Source organism: Furfurilactobacillus curtus, assembly GCF_045862785.1.
Taxonomy (GTDB): domain Bacteria; phylum Bacillota; class Bacilli; order Lactobacillales; family Lactobacillaceae; genus Furfurilactobacillus; species Furfurilactobacillus curtus.
Map to the genome: position 1 here is coordinate 131,453 of NZ_BQXO01000001.1, position 17,114 is coordinate 148,566.

A 17,114-nucleotide genomic window follows, 5' to 3' on the forward strand; every position below is an offset into this window, starting at 1 on the left:
AAAAGAGGTCGGCTTCCGTTATGAAGTGAACCCCCTGAGTTGGAAAAATCCAATTTAGGGGGTTCTTTATGTATTTATCAGTAAATGACAAAATGAACGCAATCGCTGACTGTAACCATGGTGTGGGGGATTCACAAAGTGGTGACGAAGTATGGCATCACAGGGACTACGACGGTTTATGGTTGGATTCAACCTTTTTCAGAAAGGGCATCGATGGTCTTTCTGATCAACGATTAAACAGGAAATTCTACAGCTATTCCGAAATGAACGAATTAAAATAAAACTGGATGGCAGGACTCCGGTAGAATTCCGAAGCGCTGCCATCCAGCTCGTAGCTTGATTATTTAGCGCCAACTTTTGGGGAAACGTCACTTCCATTATTGGGGAAGGTGACCACTTTTTTATCGAGTTTCGTTAGCGTAGTCTTTGTGCCTAATCTGTTGGGGCACCTTTTTGCCGGATGAATCCGGTGATGAATGGGAGGGACTTTGCCTGTCTTTCAGTTTCATTTGATTGATAACTTTAATTAAGCAAATCCTAATTGGCAGCGGGGTGGGGTACAAAATCAGCTTGCGTAAAGAAAAAGTCGCTGAAGGTAAGTTTCTGTGGATCATGGCTAATGAGAGCAGTCATTTTTTGAATTGAACTGGTCATATAATGTGGTGTATAAATCAAACCATCTGCCAGCCAATTTTTGACAAGCCCAATATAGGCAGACACGATAAAAGCAATTTGGATATTTTCAGGAACATTAATTTCCAAAAAATCAGATTTTAACTGGTCGTGAAAACGCTCAAGTGCTTTAGTTAAGCGTGTAATCAACTGATACTCAAAGACGCCATTTGCTTGGGTATTGAGCAAAACATTAAACATGTTTGCCTCGGTTTCGATATAGCTGAAGGCTGCGTTGACAGAGAACAGTTGGGTTACTTGGGTCGATGTGGTGATCATTGGTAACCGGCCAGTGCTGTCGATCATAACAGCATTAAAAAAATCATCTAAAATTTCTGTCATTGCGCTGGCAATAAAGTCGCGCTTGTCTTTATAGTGGAGATAAAAGGTGCCTCGAGTGATGTGGGCAGTTTCAGTAATTTTTTGCACACTAATGTTTTCGATTTTATATTGCTGCATCAAATTGATTAGGGCATCTTTTAAACTTGACCGTGTTTTAATTACCCGAGGGTCCAAATGCTTAGCCATGTGAATTCCCCCAAGCTGTCATTCGATAAAGCTTTATTAGACAGCTTATTGATAAATGTTTACAAAGCCCATTATATAAGAAATGAAAGCGCTTCGTCAACCGACATACCATGGATAATGCACAAATGATTGTGCGCTAGTACGCGTTAATTTTAAAGCAAGTAGTCTCAATTAGGCATAATTAAGGTTCTTCAAGGAACTTAGTGGGGGATCTAGTTTGAGGAAAAGGCCGGAATATAAATTGACACTATGACACCACTTTTCTATACTGATATGAGTTAAGTGACGCAGCAGTAGCTCAGTTGGATAGAGCATCGGTCTTCTAAACCGAGGGTCGTGGGTTCGAACCCCACTTGCTGCATTGATTGTACGACCAGATTTTAATGAAGGCCTAACGAAGCGGCAACGGAGGAAGCAAAATGTTGAAAAAGATTGTGGCGGCGGTGGTTGTCTTAGCAAGTATGGTGATCTTGACAGCCTGTGGTCAAAAAAGTTACGGTGGCGTCCAAGTGACGCAAAAAGAATATACGCGAGTGCAAAATGAGAATAAGCGGATTGAGGCTTTAGTAACGGCACTACAAAAATTCCGTTACGATAACGAAGCAAGCGCCAACAAAGTCTATCAAGCAGCTGACCAGGTTAATCAAACTTTACGGCCTGGGTTAAGTGAAGGACAAAAAAATCAGTTGGCAAACACGCTTGGCGATGGCCCGACGGGTGTGAAGGGTATCGTGAAAGCTGCTGTGAACAAACAATATAATTTCGATGACGAAGTTGCTTCACAATTTCATGCCAATTTTCGCTTGATTTTTGACATGGCGGCTTATACAATTGGCAACTCTGCCCAGCAACGTAGTAAGATCGAGACACAGATGCGTAAAGACACAAATGCGGATACTGAGTTATATAAAATTGGTAGTCAAGAATAACAAATGTAACGATTTAGTAAAAAAAGACTTTTTTCTGTTAAGATAGCGTTTAAATTTGAATCTCTCAGACGGTCCTTGGTAAACTAAGAACAGTCGAGTTGCTGGTTAGCAACGCAAAGGGAGGTTTTAAAGATGGTAGCAGTTGTCGTTTTAATCGTTGTTTTAATTGGTAGTGGGGCATGGGAACTGATGCACCGTCCTGCTGCATCACATTTATCAACCAATCGGACGACTGCTCAAGCCTCTCGCCACCAACGGTTGAACCGTGATTGATTTAAGCTTGTACTAACAGGGATTTGCAACCTAGCGAATTCCTTTTTTTGTTGCGTTAAGTGACTGGTTTTTCTCATATCACGTTAATGGTCAGTATAGATGTGCTTGGACAACTACTTTGACGTTGACCAAGCTATGTTTTTTTGGTACACTTTTAACGTTGTCGTTGTGGGCTTCCACACTGCAACCGCACAGAGCAAGTTATAAGTTTGTTTCATGGTGAGACGGCACTTGTTTTTGGCGAGTCTAAGACTTTAATTTAAGGAGGTGCACAACGTGTACGCAATTATCAAAACTGGTGGTAAGCAATATAAAGTTGAAAAGGGATCACCGATCTTTGTTGAAAAGTTAGATGCAAAGGAAGGCGACAAGGTCACTTTTGACGAAGTTGTGTTAGTAGCCAGCCGTGCCATTACTGTGGGGACACCGTTAGTTGAAGGTGCTTCAGTAGCAGGTACAGTTGAAAAACAAGGTAAGGAAAAGAAGGTCGTAACCTTCAAATACAAGCCAAAGAAGAACCAACACACTAAAAAGGGTCACCGTCAGCCTTATACACGGGTTATGATTGACGATATCACCACAAAATAACTCAGTTTGCTTAAACCAAAACTAAGAAGATTATGATAAAAGTTGCGATTTCAAGAAATTCCGATCAGCAAGTAACGTCATTTAAGATGACAGGCCATGCTGGTTCAGGACAATACGGTGAAGATATTGTGTGCGCAGCCGCATCTGTGTTGGCAATTACCACGGTCAACGCGTTAGATGAGGTAGCGACGGTTCATCCGTCGCTTACCTCAGACAACGCAAATGGCGGGTACTTGGCCCTAACGATGCATGATCGAAATCAGGCAGCTGAGACGATCCTCGCAACATTCACATTAGGAATGACACAAATCGCCGAGAAATATGCACAATTCATTACGATTAGTGATGGTCACTTTAACTAATGGAGGTGGAACCACATGTTATTGGACATGAATCTACAATTCTTCGCTCACCATAAAGGGGGCGGATCGACAACTAACGGTCGTGACTCAGCAGGTCGTCGGTTAGGAACGAAGCGGGCAGATGGTCAACAGATCAACGCCGGTTCAATCATTTACCGTCAGCGTGGTACGCATATTCTACCTGGCCTTAATGTTGGTCGTGGTGGGGATGATACCCTGTTTGCATTGACTGATGGTGTTGTTAAGTTTGAACGGAAGGGTAAGGATCGCCGTCAGGTGTCTGTTTACCCGGTTGCTGAAGCTGAATAACGCGTCGATTGACGGGCATGATGTGTAAAACATTGTGTTCGTTTTTTGTTTGACGAGGCGAAAGGTCACAGTTTTATAATTATTTAGTGGTGGAGACGACAAAATGAGCAGACGAGAACGGTTGAAACGCGTACAGGAGGAGTTAGTTCACTTGCGGTTAGATGCCATCCTGATCACGGATGGGTTTAACTTACAGTATTTAACTGGTTTTAGCGACGTAGGTGGCGATGGTTGTCTGTTAATTAGTCAGTCCAGCTATTGGATGATTACTGATGCCCGTTACGAAACCGCAATGGCCAGTGATCTGCCTGCGGATGTTCGTCTGCTAATTACCCGTGACTATTATGGACAAGTTGCGACCTTAGTTGAACGAGAACAAATGACGGTGGTTGGGTTCGAAGATACACTGCCATATGTTATTTGGGCTCAGCTTGACGAGCAACTCACGGCGGACTTTGTCGGCATGCACGCAATTGTGGATCATTTGCGTGAAATCAAAGATGAAACAGAAATTATGGCACTTCGACACGCCATTGCTTTATCCAGCCAAGGGTACGATGAGGTTATGCCAACAATTGTTGCTGGCATGACCGAGATCGAAGTGGCCAATCGCTTGGACGGATGGATGCGCGCTCATGGTTCAACGGGCCCCTCGTTTGCTACGATTGTCGCCAGCGGTTCACGAGCTGCCCAACCACACGCAGCGGCGACTAATAAAAGGCTTCAACAAGGTGAATTAGTGACTATCGACTTTGGCTTTTATTTCGATGGTTATACCTCTGATATTACACGAACGTTTGCAATCGGCTATGTTGATGAAGCGTTAAAACGAATTTACGATCTAACTTTAGCTGCCAATCAGGCTGTGATCGCCGCCATTAAACCCGGCGTTTCTGGCGCTGAACTTGACGCTGCTGGTCGCAACATCATTATTGCGGGAGGTTACGGGTCGCAATTCAATCATGGAATGGGACATGGGATTGGTCTGAATATTCATGAAGAGCCACAAGTTTATGGACCTCGGACACCATACCAACTGAGCGCAAACCAAGTTATCACGGTAGAACCAGGTATTTACGTGCCAGATCATGGTGGGGTTCGGATTGAAGATGACGTTTTGGTAACTGAAAATGGGGCGGAAGTCTTAACGAGTTCACCTAAGACGTTGCAAGTTATTTAACTAGCGCGTCGTGACCACTAATTAATGCTCAGCATCGCTTAGTTTGTTTCGCCCTGAGTTGTTTTTGAAATGGTTGCTATTGCAACGCTAGGAGCGATTACTGTATACTGAACAAGAATGAATTTTAGGAGGAACGATTATGTCGATCTCAACTGCAGACTTTAAAAATGGGTTAACGATCGAAGTTGACCATGCCATCTGGCGGATTGTTGAATTCCAGCACGTTAAACCTGGTAAAGGTGGGGCGTTTGTTCGCTCAAAATTAAAGAACTTGCGGACTGGTGCCGTTCAAGAAAAGACGTTCCGCGCTGGTGCCAAGATGGAATTGGCCGAAATTTCGCAGGCCAAGATGCAGTATTTGTACAATGATGGTACTAATTATGTCTTCATGAATACTGAAACCTATGACCAAGTTTCCATTCCAAATGAATCAATGAAAAATGCAGCCAAGTACTTATTGGAAAATATGGAAGTGACTGTGACTTCATTTGGTAATGAAATTCTTGGCGTGGAAGTACCTAACACGGTTACGCTAGAAGTTGCTGAAACTGAACCTGGTATTCGTGGAGACACGGCAACTGGCGGTTCGAAGCCTGCAACCATGGAGACTGGTCTGGTGGTTCAAGTGCCATTCTTCGTGAATGCTGGTGACAAGTTGATCATTAATACCCAGGAAGGGTCGTACGTTTCTCGGGCCTAAGTAAGTTGCTAGATTGGAGGTCGCCATGCCTGAAGTGAATAAAATCACGTTAAATCAGCCAGAAGATGCATTGGGTACCATTGAAATTTCAGCTGATGTTTTGGAGATTATTGTTGGTGTTGCAGCTAGTCAAGTTGAAGGCGTTAACCGAATGCGTGGAAACATTGCCAATAATGTTTCCGAATTGTTTGGCCGCACAGAATTGAGTAAAGGTGTCAAACTTAACTTGGAAGATGGCGTAATTACAGCTGATGTGTTCGTCTATCTGGACTATGGGGTTAGTGTGCCGAAAGTTGCCTTGGAACTGCAAGATAAGATTAAGCAACAGGTTGCTCTAATGACTGAGTTGACGGTTGGAGAAGTTAACATTCACATTGTTGGGATTGTTCCTGAAAAAACTAGTTCTGATATTGACCCTGACGATATTTTCGGCGATCATTTAACGACTGAATCAAACGAATTGACAAGTAAAGATGGTGAAGCGTAGTGGATTTATCGCGGCACCAAATTCGTGAGATTGCCTTTCAGGTCTTGTTCGCCAAACACGCGAATTCTGATGCTGATGTGACCGCCTTGTACCAACAACTTATTGATCATGATGAAGATCAACCCACGATTGTGCCAGATTATTTAGTGACCTTGGTCAATGGGGTACTTGAGCATCAAGATCAATTGGACGCCAAAATTGATGCGCAATTAGCCAACAAGTGGTCTGTTGGTCGATTGGCTTATCCTGATCTCATTATTTTGCGTTTAGGTTTGTATGAGATGAGCTATTCGGCGACGGTTCCGACACGAGTTGCTTTAAATGAAGCAATTGAGTTAGCTAAGGAATTTTCCGATGATGATTCTAGACGTTTTGTCAATGGGGTGCTTTCTAAGTTGTTTGATCAAGCAGACCAGAAAAATAAGGCTTGAGTTATCGCATTTTAAGTGAAACATGAGCGTTCCGATTTATTTAGTCGTTTGACTAATAAGTCTGGACGTTTTTTTTGGTTTTTAAACAGATTATACCGGCGTAATCCACCGTAATCCACTTTGATTTCGTAAACGGCCGACTGCCAAGAGACGTTGGAATGTGGTAAAATTATTCAGCATAAGTTAATAAAATGGACTGAAGAAACGTAAATGGAGATAGATGCATGACGGCAAAATTAATCGATGGACGGGCAATCGCTAAGCGACTAAATGAAACAACTGCAAAGCAGTCCCTGGCTCTAACAAGTCAGGGGGTTATTCCTGGCTTAGCTGTTATAATGGTCGGCGATGATCCAGCTAGTGCCATTTATGTTCGGAATAAGGAGCGTCAAGCTGGTAAACTGCAGTTTAACTCAGTTGTGAAGAAGTTACCGACAACTACGACACAGACCGAATTATTAGCGTTAGTAGCGCGGTACAATCAGGACCCCGAAATCCATGCAATTTTGGTCCAATCACCATTACCAGACCACTTGGATGAAGAAGAAGTTGTCCAGGCCATTAACCCGGTAAAGGATGTTGATGGTCTACATCCGATTAATTTGGGGCGCCTATTTGGGAATGTAGGATTACATTATCCGGTGGCCTGCACGCCTAAAGGTATCATGACAATGTTGCACGACCAGAAAATCAATATTTCCGGTCAGCACGTTCTCATGATTGGGCGTAGTCGACTCGTTGGGAAACCGATGGTGGCTTTATTAAATAATGAGAATGCGACTGTAACACTGGCACATCGACATACCGGTGCAGATGAGCTGACGGCTTTAAGCAAAATGGCCGATATTGTCATTGTGGCAGTCGGTCAGCCAAACATTGTGACCGCCAATATGGTTAAACCGGGTGCAACGATCATTGATGTTGGCATGAATCGTAAAGCCGATGGTAAATTAACAGGCGACGTGGCCGACACTGCCATTGAAGTTGCCGGGTATATTACGCCAGTTCCTGGTGGTGTGGGCCCCATGACCATCGCTACATTAATGCAGCAGACCGTTCAACTGGCCGCCTGGCAAAATGGACTGGAGGTTTGAAATGGTTGCTCGTGAAGATTATTTAACAGTAACCACGTTGACACGCTATTTGAAGCGAAAATTTGACGCAGATCCTTATCTTGGCCGTGTGTATTTAACTGGCGAAATTTCTAATTTTCGTTTACGCCCAAATGCGCATCAATATTTTAGTTTAAAAGATGACCAAGCTAAAATTAGCGCCATCATGTTCAAGTCAGCGTTTGCCAAACTTAAATTTCAGCCAGAAGCAGGCATGAAAGTCCTTGTTACTGGGCGGATTTCTCTGTATGAACCCTCAGGAAGCTATCAAATTTATGTCGATCGCATGGAGCCTGATGGGGTAGGTGCTTTGTATCAGGCCTACGAGCAGTTAAAGCAGAAGTTAGCTAACGAAGGTCTGTTTGATCGGCCAAAACGTCAATTATCAATGTTTCCTAAACGAATTGCTGTGATTACGAGTCCGTCAGGGGCGGTTATCCGAGATATTATAACGACCACTCGGCGGCGTTATCCCATTGTTCAGCTCGTTTTATTTCCCGCGCAAGTACAAGGGGATGCGGCAGCCAGTGATTTAGTCAGGCGGATTGAGCAGGTCAACGCATTAGGCGAATTTGATACACTCATTATCGGTCGCGGCGGCGGTTCAATTGAAGATCTTTGGCCGTTTAATGAAGAGGCCGTAGCCCGCGCCATCAGTGCCAGTGCAATTCCCGTGATTTCATCCGTAGGTCATGAAACAGATACCACAATCGCTGATCTGGTTGCGGATGTACGAGCTGCCACACCAACAGCTGCGGCGGAATTAGCGACACCAGTGTTGACGGACGTGTTGTCAGCCTTAAGCGAACTGAAAAATCGGTTGCTGCAGGCTCTAACTAGTCGATTACGTTTTGATCAGCAACGTTTAAGTCGGTTACAGCAAACGTATGTCTTCACACAACCCCAAAGATTATATGAGGGTTATGTACAACGTTTGAGCTTATTATTGGACCAATTAATTCGTGCTCAGCGACAAGTCGTCAACCAAAACCAGCAACAATTGAGCACGCTGCAAACGCGTTTAAGTTCACGCTTGTTATCAGACCGTTTTAGCCAACAACAAGAACAGTTGCTAGCGTTACGGACGCGATTGTTCACGTCGGAGGCCACCCTTTTTCAAAAAAGTCAGCAACAGGTCGCAGCGCTGGTCAGTCAATTAGATTTGCTGAGTCCGCTAAAGGTGATGACGCGAGGTTATAGTTACGTAACCACCGATGAGACGGTGGTTAAATCGACTAGTCAATTAACGACCGGACAGTCGGTTACCTTGCATTTAGCCGATGGTCAAGCGACTGCTCAGATCACCACTCTTAAATCAGATCGTGAAGGGAACTAATCATGGCAAAATCAGACGAAGTACAGCCAACATTTGAAGAAAACTTAACGCGCCTTCAGGAAATTGTGACTCAGTTAGAGCAAGGCGATGTTCCATTGGAAACGGCCTTGACGCAATTTCAAGCGGGGGTCAAACTCAGTCAACAACTGCAGGAGACCTTGACAAAAGCAGAAAAAACACTGACTCAGGTGATGAATGACGACGGACAAACAGCTGACTTTGAAGTCAAGCCAGCTACTGGTGATAACGCCAATGAGTAAAGTCTTAACCGCCTTTGAAGCGACTTACTTGCCGCAGATTAATGACTGTTTAGCAAAGCAAATGGCGCACAGCAGCACGCAAGCCACCTTACAGGCTGCGATGACTTATTCAGTGATGGCAGGAGGAAAACGTTTACGACCGCTGCTAACAATTGCGGCTTTGACTGGGTTGAAGGGTGAACTAACTGGCGAAGAATTGGCAGCAGCCTGTGCCGTGGAATTGATTCATACGTATTCCTTGATTCACGATGACCTACCGGCGATGGATAATGATGATTTACGGCGCGGGCAAGCAACTAATCACAAGGTTTACGGCGAAGATGTGGCCATTTTAGCTGGTGACGGCTTACAAACATTAGCTTTTGATTGGCTCAGCTCATTATCATTACCGCTAACCGTTAAAGTGACATTGATTAGTGAACTTGCACATGCCGCCGGTCCGGTCGGGATGGTCGCTGGTCAAACATTGGATGTCACCTTAGCTGGAACGACAATTTCACTGGCCAAATTGCGACAATTGCATCGTGAAAAAACGGGTGCCTTACTTGTTTACACCATGCGTGCCGGGGCATTTATGGGCCAAGCCTCTGAAACGCAATTGAAGTTGCTGACTCAATTTGGACAGGCTTTCGGATTAGCATTTCAAATTTACGATGATATTTTAGATGAAACTCAGACGGCAGCAGCACTTGGCAAAACACCGAATAAAGACGTTGCCGAAGGAAAAAATACGTATCCAAAATTACTTGGCCTACCTGGCGCTAAGCAGGCATTGATTGAACAGGTAACTTTGTCCAGACAGCTTTGCAGGCAGTTAGCAACTACGGGGATGAATGTTGATCGTTTAGGCGCATTGCTCGACTACTTTATCATCGATGGGAAGGAAACAAATTAATGGAAAAACAACGGGTGGATATTCTGCTGGTTGAACAAGGGCTTTTTGCCTCACGTGAACAAGCCAAGCGCGCTGTCATGGCTGGAGAAGTCTTGGGTAAAAATGAAGAACGTCTGGACAAGCCTGGCGAAAAAATTCCGACTGACACGGAATTACACATTAAGGGCGTGCCCATGCCGTATGTTAGTCGAGGTGGCTTCAAACTGGCCAAGGCCTTACGTGTCTTTAATATCGATGTGAGTGGGCAAACGGTACTGGATATTGGCTCTTCTACGGGTGGTTTTACCGATGTTATGTTACAAAATGGTGCTGCGCGTTCCTATGCACTCGATGTTGGCAGTAATCAACTTGTCTGGCAACTTCGTGAAGATCCCCGAGTGGTCGTGATGGAGCATACAAATTTTCGTTATGTAAAATTGGCCGATTTTATGCAAGGACAACCAACGTTTGCCAGTATTGATGTTTCGTTTATTTCATTGCATTTGATCTTGCCGAACCTAAAAACGATTCTGGCACCAGGTGGGCAAGTGGTCGCGTTAATTAAACCACAATTTGAGGCCGGCAAGAATCGGGTCGGTAAACATGGTATCGTGCGTGACTCGGCAGTGCATCGAGCCGTATTAGAAGATATGGTCGACTTCGCTAGTCAGAGCGGCTATGACGTGTTAGGTCTAGATTTTTCGCCAATCAAAGGCGGTGGCGGTAATATCGAATTTCTCATCCACTTAGTTAATGCCGATGATCAAGGTACAGTTAGTCCAAATGTATCGATTGACGAAACACTGTCAACTGCTTATACCCAGCTAAATCAAAAACAGGATGGCAAGTAGGGATGAAAAAGAAAGAACGACAGGCGGAAATTCGTCGGTTAGTGGCCAATCAAGCCATTCATACCCAAACTGAATTAGTGATGGTCCTTCAAGAAGCCGGTTTGGCGGTGACCCAAGCGACTGTTTCACGGGATATTACCGACTTACAATTAGTTAAGGTGCCTGACGATCAAGGTCGCACTTACTATACGTTTTCCAATGATCGACCTGTTGATGGTGAAGCCAAACTACGTCGAAATTTGCGGGGTAATGTAGTTGAAATGAAACTCAATGATCGATTTTGTTTGTTAAACGTGTTGCCAGGTAATGGCCCTGTCATTGGCAGCTTGATCAAACAGATGAATTATGCAGAAGTGTTCGGCGTGTTGAGTGATGATAGCTCGGTCCTGATTGTCGGTAATTCTGTGTTGAGTACGACTCAGATACGAACCCGGTTGGCTAGTTTAGGTGCAGAATAGCGAGGAACCGCGATGCTACAGGAATTATCAATTAAAAATTTCGCGATTATTGAGTCTTTGAATATCGCCTTTGATGATGGTATGAGCGTCCTGACTGGAGAAACAGGCGCTGGGAAGTCAATCATTATTGATGCAGTTGGGCTGCTGGCCGGTGGTCGAGCGGCTAGTGATTTCATTCGTAAGGGGGCTAATAAGGCGACAATTCAAGGTTTATTCGTTTTGCCAAAGTTGTCACCGACCTTTAATGTATTGGATGAACTAGGCGTCGACTATGCGGACCAACAAGTGGTTATCGATCGCGAATTGAATAAAAATGGGCATAATGTGAGTCGGATTAACGGTACCATCGTGAATACGACCACCCTTAAGCGCGTTGGAGAGACGATGGTTGATATTCATGGTCAAAATGAACATCAAGAGTTAATGCAACCTGAAAAGCATTTGAGCTTACTAGATGAATTTCAGCCGCAAACTTTGGCACCGCTGAAGGCCGCTTATGAGCAGGAATATAGTACTTTTAAACAGGTACAACAGCTAGTTGTTAACAAGCGTGAGCATGCTCAAGAATGGGCGCAACGGCTGGACATGCTCTCATTTCAGGTACAGGAGATTGATGATGCCAATTTGCAACCTGATGAGGAAGAACAGTTGATTACTGAACGGGATCATTTGGCGAATTATCAACGTATCGTCACTGCTTTAGAAAGCAGTCATGAGGCCATAACAGGGGGTGAAGACGGTGCCGCATTGGATCAAATCGGCGTTGCTATGACTTCGATGCAAGATATAGCAGATCTTGACCCCGCCTATGAAGCATTGGCAGATGGCTTAGCTAACGCTTACTATGGCTTACAAGATACGGTTACCGATTTGTCTACTCAGTTGGCCAATCAGGAATTCGACGAAGGTCGATTGGATGAAATTGAAAGTCGTTTAGAGGAAATTCACCAACTGAAGCGAAAATATGGTGATTCAGTGGCCAGTATTTTAGTTTATTTTGACAAGATCAAGTCTGAGTTAGCAAATATGCAGGCCGATCAAGACGATGATCAGGCTTTAGAGACCCAATTAGCTGAGGTTAAGACCCGTTTGGCAGAGGCGGGAACTAAATTAAGCCAGAAGCGTCAGGAATTGGCGAAAACGCTGGAACAGGCGGTTCATGAGCAACTCAAGGCGTTGTATATGGGAAAGGCCGTCTTTCAGGTTCGCTTCTTGCCTCATAAAGAGATACCGTTTTATGCCTCTGGTATCGATAATGTCGAGTTTTATATTCAAACCAATCCTGGTGAGGATTTGAAACCATTAGCCAAAATTGCTTCTGGTGGGGAATTATCTCGAATGATGCTTGCTTTGAAGACAATTTTTTCGGAGACTCAAGGTGTGACCAGTATTATTTTTGATGAGGTGGATACGGGCGTTTCTGGTCGTGTCGCACAAGCGATTGCTGAAAAAATTATGGCCATCGGTCGTCATTCACAGGTTCTTTGTATTACTCATTTACCTCAAGTGGCTGCCATTGCGGACCATCAGTTTTATATTCAAAAACAAGTGGTCGGCAAGCGCACAAAAACGATGGTTGTTAAGTTATCAGAAGCCAAGCGGGTGGACGAGTTGGCACGAATGCTAGCTGGGACCACTGTGACCCAATTGGCAACCGAGCATGCTTCTGAGCTGTTGAAGTTAGCGGCTGCGGAAAAACAGGCTTTTACCAGTTGAGCTCTGATCGGATTCATCAAAAAAGCCTTCCAGAAGAAGGCTTTTTTAGGTTGATTTTATTAAGGAAGTCAGGACCCAGCGATTAACTGAGCTTATTTCGAACAAAGGTTTGTCGGTTAGGCAACCATCATACCATAGCAAATTTCCCGAACTTGCTCAGGAAGCAAAACATAGCTACTATCGGTACTATGATTGGTTAAAATTAACGAATGCCGTTGTTGCTGCAAGGTTCCTGTGATAATTGGGAGCTTTTTAGCAAAAGGATTACGGCTGTTTAGCATGACGGAAATGACTGCGTGATGGGAGAGGGCGCCATTTAGAAGGTTGATTAATTGATCGGCTGGCATTTGCGGATGCACGAGAGTATCACCACGTTCACCCGTCCAGAACCATTGACGAAAACGAACTAAATGGGCGCGTAGACTTTGGTGTGTAAGAATCGCTACTGACTGGCGCCAATTAAAGAGTGCGTGATTTTGCCGTTGTGGTTGAGTATAGGTATTTGGTAGCAATTGATCCATGGTGATAGCCTCCGTTACTTTGTTCGTACTTACCGAACATTTGTTTGTGTTATTAGTATACGAACAAACGTTCAAAAATGCAACTCCCAGTTGGTTGCTCTACAGAAGTTTGGTATCTTTACGGCAAGATCCCGCTATTCCCGCGTGTGAATGGGATTATAGCTTGAATTTTTGGTTAAAAAAGTTCAAAATTAGTGGTAAATCTTTTTTTAGCTGTTGAAAGGAACGAAACAGTCAATGCCGAAACGTGGAATGTTAATTGTCTTGTCTGGACCGTCAGGAGTGGGCAAGGGAACTGTTCGTAAAGCAATGTTTGACCAGGGAGGAACTGATTTTCAGTATTCCATCTCGATGACCACTCGCCACCCCCGAGCGGGAGAAGTGAATGGCAAGGATTATTTTTTTGTTTCTAAGGCCACGTTTGAACACAATATTGAAACCGGTGGTATGCTTGAATATGCTCAATATGTGGACAATTATTATGGAACACCGATGAAATATGTTCAAGAAACGCTCGCAGCAGGCAAGGATGTTTTTTTAGAGATCGAAGTTAATGGTGCGATGCAAGTTCGTGAGAAGATGCCAGACGGTGTATTCATCTTTTTAACTCCGCCTGATTTAATGGCCTTAAAACAGCGATTGATCGGTCGGGGGACGGAAACAATGGCTGTGATTGATGAGCGGATTCATCAAGCTGTGACGGAAATTAAAATGATGCGTAACTATGATTATGCGGTAGTTAATGACAAAATTCCGTTGGCAGTATCTCGAATTCGAGAAATTATTCGAGCAGAACGATTGCGGGTTCCCCGGGTTTACCCAGAGTACGCGCAGATGTTAGAATCAAGTGAGCTGCAACCAGGCAATTCGGAAGACAAGAAGGGATTGTAAACTATGATTTTATATCCATCAGTTGATAAATTATTACAAAAGGTTGATTCACGTTATTCTTTAATTATGTTAGCTTCTAAGCGAGCACATGAACTGGATGCCGGATCTCAAGAGCTATTATCAAGTTATGATTCGGACAAGTCAGTTGGCAAAGCGCTTGAAGAGATCGAAGCCGGTGAAGTCACGATTGATCCTGACCATGAAGAGGATCTTGGTCGTAACCGCAATATCACAGATGTTGAGTAAGGCTTAGCCAAATATAGTGATTAAATCGTCTTCCTTAAGTTGGGGGGACGTTTTTTTATGACTTGAATTAAGCTAAACTCCTGGTCAATTGTTAATTTTTGGAAACGCGTTGACTAATTTTATGTGAGGTCCTTGAGCGAACTAGGTCAATCATTTAGTTTGATTTGAAATAACTGTTTTCGGCAAAACAAGTCATTCTGAGTGTTTCTTGTTGTTTAATGCGCTATCCTTATAAGGGAAGATAAACCTAATAGGGAGCTGAAAGACATGAATACCGATACGAAAGCAATTGTTTTTTTTGACCTTGATGGCACGCTTTTTGATGATGACAAGCATGTTTTACCACAAAGCATTGCAGCAATTAATGAGATGCAACAAAATCATATTTTGCCGGTCATTGCGACAGGACGAAATGTTTTTGAAATCCAATATGTGTTGGATGAAACAGGAATTGATACTGTTGTTAGTGCTAACGGATCTTATGTTCAATACCATGGACAAGAATTATTCCGAGAAGCGATCGATCAACAACTCATTGAGGAATTTACGGCGTTTGCTAAAGAACAGGGCGATGCAGTGGCTTATTACAATAATAAAGGGTTTGCCTTAACAGAATCGACACAAGATGTCGTAAATAATTATCACGTGCTGCGGTTAGACGTGACGATTGATCCAGATTATTTCCGCAAACAGCCGATTAATTTCATGAACGTGTTTAACCGTGATAAAGAGGATCTGTATAATCAGGCTTTTGCGGGGCGGTTATCGTTGGTTCGCAATAACTTGGTTTGTTTAGACACGATGAAGAGTGGTGTAACAAAACGAAGCGGGTTGGAACGGTTACTTCAAGAAACACAGCTAACTGGCATTCCAACGTATGCTTTCGGTGACCAGTTAAATGATTTAGAAATGTTTGCGAGCGTTGATACCGCAATTGTTATGGGCAATGGGCATCCTAGGGATAAGGCGGTTGCTGATTATGTAACGACAACCAATACGACGGATGGCATTGTGAACGGGTTGCGCCACTACCACCTGATTGCCAGTAAATGAATGACACGACCTAAAAAATAATGTTTCATGAAAAGGAAGTTGTTCAATGAAATTAGAAATTCCGTTAGAAAATGGTCTCTTAGCTGATCGCTATGGTAAGTACGCGGCACCAGATGAATTATATCAGGGCCATGCGACGATTTCGTTTCCATTACACTTTTTGGACGTTCCTAAGCAGGCGGTCAGCTTAGCTTGGGTCGTGATTGATGATGATGCAATCCCAGTTGTCGGCTTTACATTTATTCATTGGACTGGCGCTAATCTGTCTGTTGAGCAAGCAAGCTTACCAGAGGATGCAAGTCGGCATGCTGACGGGCGTTTCGTTCAAGGGAAAAATAGTACTGCTGGCCGATTAATTCACGAGACGGATCCAATGATCACACAACGTTATACTGGACCGACACCACCTGATAAGGATCATGAGTACAAGGTTTTAGGTTATGCATTAGATGAGCAATTGCCTTTAAGCGATGGTTACTGGTTAAATGAATTTTATCGAGTCATCGAAGGACATATTGTCGCTACAGCAAGTACGACATTTATCAGCCGTGCGTAATTAGGCTATAACCACTAAAAAACCACGTTTACGTGCGCTTCCTAAGTTGGAAGTTACAGTAAACGTGGTTTTTGCTGACAAATTACCCGAATCAATTGTTAGTCGTTATTTCGCCATCTGGGCTTCAATGTTGGCTAACGTTAATGCACTTGTCTCTGAAAAGATGATGTCGGCAGCACTTAATTCATTGGCATCACCAATCCCAATTGACGTCTCGTGAGCACCATTGATGGCCGCAACGCCCGCCGCAGCATCTTCCACTCCGGCACAAGCTTCTGGCGGCAAATTAAGAATTTCTGCACCGCGGGTATAAATTTCTGGATCTGGTTTACCTTTACTTAACGTGGCTGGGTCAACGATTTTGGTGAAGTAATCAGATAAGCCAATGTGTTTTAAGATTGTCGGCGCATTTTTTGAGGCGGAAGCTAAGGAGATGACATATCCCTTGGCTAATAAATCATCAAGAAATTCTTTCACACCCGGAAAGACATCAGCTGGTGTCATGTTACTAATTAGCTTCAGATAGTTGTCGTTCTTTTTGGTCGCGTAGGCGACTTTTTCTGCTTCGGTGTAGTCGTTTTCCTTGCCACCAGCTTTTAGAATCATTTCTAAGGAGTCCATGCGAGAAACACCCTTTAGGCCATTGGCTAATGATTCAGTCCAAGTCACGCCGAGTTCGTCGGCGAGTTGGTGCCAAGCCTGTCCGTGAAATTTTGCCGTCCCAGTGATCACACCGTCTAAATCAAAGATGAATCCTTTTAAGTCTGCAAATTTTGCCATG

The 17,114-nt window shown here is 43.9% G+C and carries 24 protein-coding genes, 1 tRNA gene and 1 other annotated feature; of the genes, 22 read left to right on the forward strand and 3 right to left on the reverse strand.

Going from position 1 to position 17,114, the window contains the following annotated elements:
- Window positions 1–68: 68 nt before the first annotated feature.
- The gene (locus tag ACKTR2_RS00805; RefSeq protein WP_407882115.1) at window positions 69–281 is read left to right on the forward strand and encodes a hypothetical protein; all 213 of its coding nucleotides are present in this window, start codon (window positions 69–71) and stop codon (window positions 279–281) included.
- Window positions 282–537: 256 nt separating this feature from the next.
- Here ACKTR2_RS00805 and ACKTR2_RS00810 read toward each other — a convergent pair whose 3' ends face one another.
- Window positions 538–1,200: a TetR/AcrR family transcriptional regulator gene (locus ACKTR2_RS00810; RefSeq protein ID WP_407882117.1), complete on the reverse strand. Its 663-nt coding sequence runs from the start codon at window positions 1,198–1,200 to the stop codon at window positions 538–540.
- A gap of 287 nt (window positions 1,201–1,487) precedes the next feature.
- Here ACKTR2_RS00810 and ACKTR2_RS00815 point away from each other — a divergent pair.
- From ACKTR2_RS00815 to recN, 17 genes are all read left to right on the forward strand, one after another.
- Window positions 1,488–1,561, forward strand: a tRNA-Arg gene (locus ACKTR2_RS00815).
- Window positions 1,562–1,619: 58 nt separating this feature from the next.
- The gene (locus ACKTR2_RS00820; protein WP_407882119.1) at window positions 1,620–2,129 is read left to right on the forward strand and encodes a hypothetical protein; all 510 of its coding nucleotides are present in this window, start codon (window positions 1,620–1,622) and stop codon (window positions 2,127–2,129) included.
- A 132-nt stretch (window positions 2,130–2,261) separates the two neighbouring features.
- Complete coding sequence (locus ACKTR2_RS00825) at window positions 2,262–2,402, forward strand: hypothetical protein (protein WP_407882121.1); 141 nt, start codon at window positions 2,262–2,264, stop codon at window positions 2,400–2,402.
- Between the two features lie 175 nt (window positions 2,403–2,577).
- Window positions 2,578–2,660 (forward strand) — a sequence feature (ribosomal protein L21 leader region).
- Between the two features lie 18 nt (window positions 2,661–2,678).
- Window positions 2,679–2,990, forward strand: a complete 312-nt coding sequence (gene rplU, locus ACKTR2_RS00830; RefSeq protein WP_407882123.1) for a 50S ribosomal protein L21 — start codon at window positions 2,679–2,681, stop codon at window positions 2,988–2,990.
- Window positions 2,991–3,022: 32 nt separating this feature from the next.
- Window positions 3,023–3,352, forward strand: coding sequence for a ribosomal-processing cysteine protease Prp (locus ACKTR2_RS00835; RefSeq protein WP_407882125.1), 330 nt, complete (start codon window positions 3,023–3,025; stop codon window positions 3,350–3,352).
- 15 nt (window positions 3,353–3,367) lie between these two features.
- Window positions 3,368–3,661, forward strand: coding sequence for a 50S ribosomal protein L27 (rpmA, locus tag ACKTR2_RS00840; protein WP_407882126.1), 294 nt, complete (start codon window positions 3,368–3,370; stop codon window positions 3,659–3,661).
- A gap of 103 nt (window positions 3,662–3,764) precedes the next feature.
- Entirely contained in the window at window positions 3,765–4,841 is a 1,077-nt protein-coding gene (locus ACKTR2_RS00845; RefSeq protein ID WP_407882128.1) for a M24 family metallopeptidase, read from the forward strand.
- A gap of 139 nt (window positions 4,842–4,980) precedes the next feature.
- Window positions 4,981–5,541, forward strand: a complete 561-nt coding sequence (gene efp / locus ACKTR2_RS00850) for an elongation factor P (RefSeq protein WP_407882130.1) — start codon at window positions 4,981–4,983, stop codon at window positions 5,539–5,541.
- A gap of 25 nt (window positions 5,542–5,566) precedes the next feature.
- Entirely contained in the window at window positions 5,567–6,028 is a 462-nt protein-coding gene (locus tag ACKTR2_RS00855; RefSeq protein ID WP_407882132.1) for an Asp23/Gls24 family envelope stress response protein, read from the forward strand.
- Window positions 6,028–6,459, forward strand: coding sequence for a transcription antitermination factor NusB (nusB, locus tag ACKTR2_RS00860; RefSeq protein ID WP_407882133.1), 432 nt, complete (start codon window positions 6,028–6,030; stop codon window positions 6,457–6,459). The genes ACKTR2_RS00855 and nusB overlap by 1 nt, the downstream gene beginning before the upstream one ends.
- A gap of 224 nt (window positions 6,460–6,683) precedes the next feature.
- Window positions 6,684–7,553, forward strand: coding sequence for a bifunctional 5,10-methylenetetrahydrofolate dehydrogenase/5,10-methenyltetrahydrofolate cyclohydrolase (locus ACKTR2_RS00865; RefSeq protein WP_407882135.1), 870 nt, complete (start codon window positions 6,684–6,686; stop codon window positions 7,551–7,553).
- A 1-nt stretch (window position 7,554) separates the two neighbouring features.
- Entirely contained in the window at window positions 7,555–8,907 is a 1,353-nt protein-coding gene (gene xseA / locus ACKTR2_RS00870; RefSeq protein WP_407882136.1) for an exodeoxyribonuclease VII large subunit, read from the forward strand.
- A gap of 2 nt (window positions 8,908–8,909) precedes the next feature.
- Window positions 8,910–9,167 (forward strand): exodeoxyribonuclease VII small subunit, encoded by a 258-nt coding sequence (locus ACKTR2_RS00875; protein ID WP_407882138.1) that lies wholly within the window; start codon window positions 8,910–8,912, stop codon window positions 9,165–9,167.
- Window positions 9,160–10,062, forward strand: coding sequence for a polyprenyl synthetase family protein (locus ACKTR2_RS00880; RefSeq protein WP_407882139.1), 903 nt, complete (start codon window positions 9,160–9,162; stop codon window positions 10,060–10,062). The genes ACKTR2_RS00875 and ACKTR2_RS00880 overlap by 8 nt, the downstream gene beginning before the upstream one ends.
- Window positions 10,062–10,892, forward strand: coding sequence for a TlyA family RNA methyltransferase (locus ACKTR2_RS00885; RefSeq protein ID WP_407882141.1), 831 nt, complete (start codon window positions 10,062–10,064; stop codon window positions 10,890–10,892). The genes ACKTR2_RS00880 and ACKTR2_RS00885 overlap by 1 nt, the downstream gene beginning before the upstream one ends.
- Before the next feature lie 2 nt (window positions 10,893–10,894).
- The gene (locus ACKTR2_RS00890) at window positions 10,895–11,350 is read left to right on the forward strand and encodes an arginine repressor (RefSeq protein ID WP_407882142.1); all 456 of its coding nucleotides are present in this window, start codon (window positions 10,895–10,897) and stop codon (window positions 11,348–11,350) included.
- A 12-nt stretch (window positions 11,351–11,362) separates the two neighbouring features.
- The gene (gene recN / locus ACKTR2_RS00895) at window positions 11,363–13,066 is read left to right on the forward strand and encodes a DNA repair protein RecN (RefSeq protein ID WP_407882144.1); all 1,704 of its coding nucleotides are present in this window, start codon (window positions 11,363–11,365) and stop codon (window positions 13,064–13,066) included.
- Window positions 13,067–13,182: 116 nt separating this feature from the next.
- Here recN and ACKTR2_RS00900 read toward each other — a convergent pair whose 3' ends face one another.
- Entirely contained in the window at window positions 13,183–13,587 is a 405-nt protein-coding gene (locus ACKTR2_RS00900; protein WP_407882145.1) for a hypothetical protein, read from the reverse strand.
- 237 nt (window positions 13,588–13,824) lie between these two features.
- On the opposite strand from ACKTR2_RS00900, the gene gmk reads away from it, so the two are divergent.
- From gmk to ACKTR2_RS00920, 4 genes are all read left to right on the forward strand, one after another.
- Window positions 13,825–14,478, forward strand: coding sequence for a guanylate kinase (gene gmk, locus ACKTR2_RS00905; RefSeq protein WP_407882146.1), 654 nt, complete (start codon window positions 13,825–13,827; stop codon window positions 14,476–14,478).
- A 3-nt stretch (window positions 14,479–14,481) separates the two neighbouring features.
- Window positions 14,482–14,724, forward strand: coding sequence for a DNA-directed RNA polymerase subunit omega (gene rpoZ / locus ACKTR2_RS00910; protein WP_407882148.1), 243 nt, complete (start codon window positions 14,482–14,484; stop codon window positions 14,722–14,724).
- 267 nt (window positions 14,725–14,991) lie between these two features.
- On the forward strand, window positions 14,992–15,777 hold the full coding sequence (locus ACKTR2_RS00915; RefSeq protein WP_407882149.1) for a Cof-type HAD-IIB family hydrolase: 786 nt from the start codon (window positions 14,992–14,994) through the stop codon (window positions 15,775–15,777).
- A 46-nt stretch (window positions 15,778–15,823) separates the two neighbouring features.
- Window positions 15,824–16,333, forward strand: a complete 510-nt coding sequence (locus tag ACKTR2_RS00920; RefSeq protein ID WP_407882151.1) for a YbhB/YbcL family Raf kinase inhibitor-like protein — start codon at window positions 15,824–15,826, stop codon at window positions 16,331–16,333.
- 105 nt (window positions 16,334–16,438) lie between these two features.
- Here the strand turns inward: ACKTR2_RS00920 and pgmB are convergent, their stop codons facing one another.
- Window positions 16,439–17,113 (reverse strand): beta-phosphoglucomutase, encoded by a 675-nt coding sequence (gene pgmB / locus ACKTR2_RS00925; protein WP_407882152.1) that lies wholly within the window; start codon window positions 17,111–17,113, stop codon window positions 16,439–16,441.
- Window position 17,114 lies beyond the last annotated feature (1 nt).

Bases quoted from the DNA above. Each gene is read 5' to 3' on its own strand.
- ACKTR2_RS00805 (WP_407882115.1), top strand. From the start codon at position 69: ATGTATTTATCAGTAAATGACAAAATGAACGCAATCGCTGACTGTAAC.
- ACKTR2_RS00810 (WP_407882117.1), bottom strand. From the start codon at position 1,200: ATGGCTAAGCATTTGGACCCTCGGGTAATTAAAACACGGTCAAGTTTA.
- ACKTR2_RS00820 (WP_407882119.1), top strand. From the start codon at position 1,620: ATGTTGAAAAAGATTGTGGCGGCGGTGGTTGTCTTAGCAAGTATGGTG.
- ACKTR2_RS00825 (WP_407882121.1), top strand. From the start codon at position 2,262: ATGGTAGCAGTTGTCGTTTTAATCGTTGTTTTAATTGGTAGTGGGGCA.
- ACKTR2_RS00835 (WP_407882125.1), top strand. From the start codon at position 3,023: ATGATAAAAGTTGCGATTTCAAGAAATTCCGATCAGCAAGTAACGTCA.
- rpmA (WP_407882126.1), top strand. From the start codon at position 3,368: ATGTTATTGGACATGAATCTACAATTCTTCGCTCACCATAAAGGGGGC.
- ACKTR2_RS00845 (WP_407882128.1), top strand. From the start codon at position 3,765: ATGAGCAGACGAGAACGGTTGAAACGCGTACAGGAGGAGTTAGTTCAC.
- efp (WP_407882130.1), top strand. From the start codon at position 4,981: ATGTCGATCTCAACTGCAGACTTTAAAAATGGGTTAACGATCGAAGTT.
- ACKTR2_RS00855 (WP_407882132.1), top strand. From the start codon at position 5,567: ATGCCTGAAGTGAATAAAATCACGTTAAATCAGCCAGAAGATGCATTG.
- ACKTR2_RS00865 (WP_407882135.1), top strand. From the start codon at position 6,684: ATGACGGCAAAATTAATCGATGGACGGGCAATCGCTAAGCGACTAAAT.
- xseA (WP_407882136.1), top strand. From the start codon at position 7,555: ATGGTTGCTCGTGAAGATTATTTAACAGTAACCACGTTGACACGCTAT.
- ACKTR2_RS00875 (WP_407882138.1), top strand. From the start codon at position 8,910: ATGGCAAAATCAGACGAAGTACAGCCAACATTTGAAGAAAACTTAACG.
- ACKTR2_RS00880 (WP_407882139.1), top strand. From the start codon at position 9,160: ATGAGTAAAGTCTTAACCGCCTTTGAAGCGACTTACTTGCCGCAGATT.
- ACKTR2_RS00885 (WP_407882141.1), top strand. From the start codon at position 10,062: ATGGAAAAACAACGGGTGGATATTCTGCTGGTTGAACAAGGGCTTTTT.
- ACKTR2_RS00890 (WP_407882142.1), top strand. From the start codon at position 10,895: ATGAAAAAGAAAGAACGACAGGCGGAAATTCGTCGGTTAGTGGCCAAT.
- recN (WP_407882144.1), top strand. From the start codon at position 11,363: ATGCTACAGGAATTATCAATTAAAAATTTCGCGATTATTGAGTCTTTG.
- ACKTR2_RS00900 (WP_407882145.1), bottom strand. From the start codon at position 13,587: ATGGATCAATTGCTACCAAATACCTATACTCAACCACAACGGCAAAAT.
- gmk (WP_407882146.1), top strand. From the start codon at position 13,825: ATGCCGAAACGTGGAATGTTAATTGTCTTGTCTGGACCGTCAGGAGTG.
- rpoZ (WP_407882148.1), top strand. From the start codon at position 14,482: ATGATTTTATATCCATCAGTTGATAAATTATTACAAAAGGTTGATTCA.
- ACKTR2_RS00915 (WP_407882149.1), top strand. From the start codon at position 14,992: ATGAATACCGATACGAAAGCAATTGTTTTTTTTGACCTTGATGGCACG.
- ACKTR2_RS00920 (WP_407882151.1), top strand. From the start codon at position 15,824: ATGAAATTAGAAATTCCGTTAGAAAATGGTCTCTTAGCTGATCGCTAT.
- pgmB (WP_407882152.1), bottom strand. From the start codon at position 17,113: ATGGCAAAATTTGCAGACTTAAAAGGATTCATCTTTGATTTAGACGGT.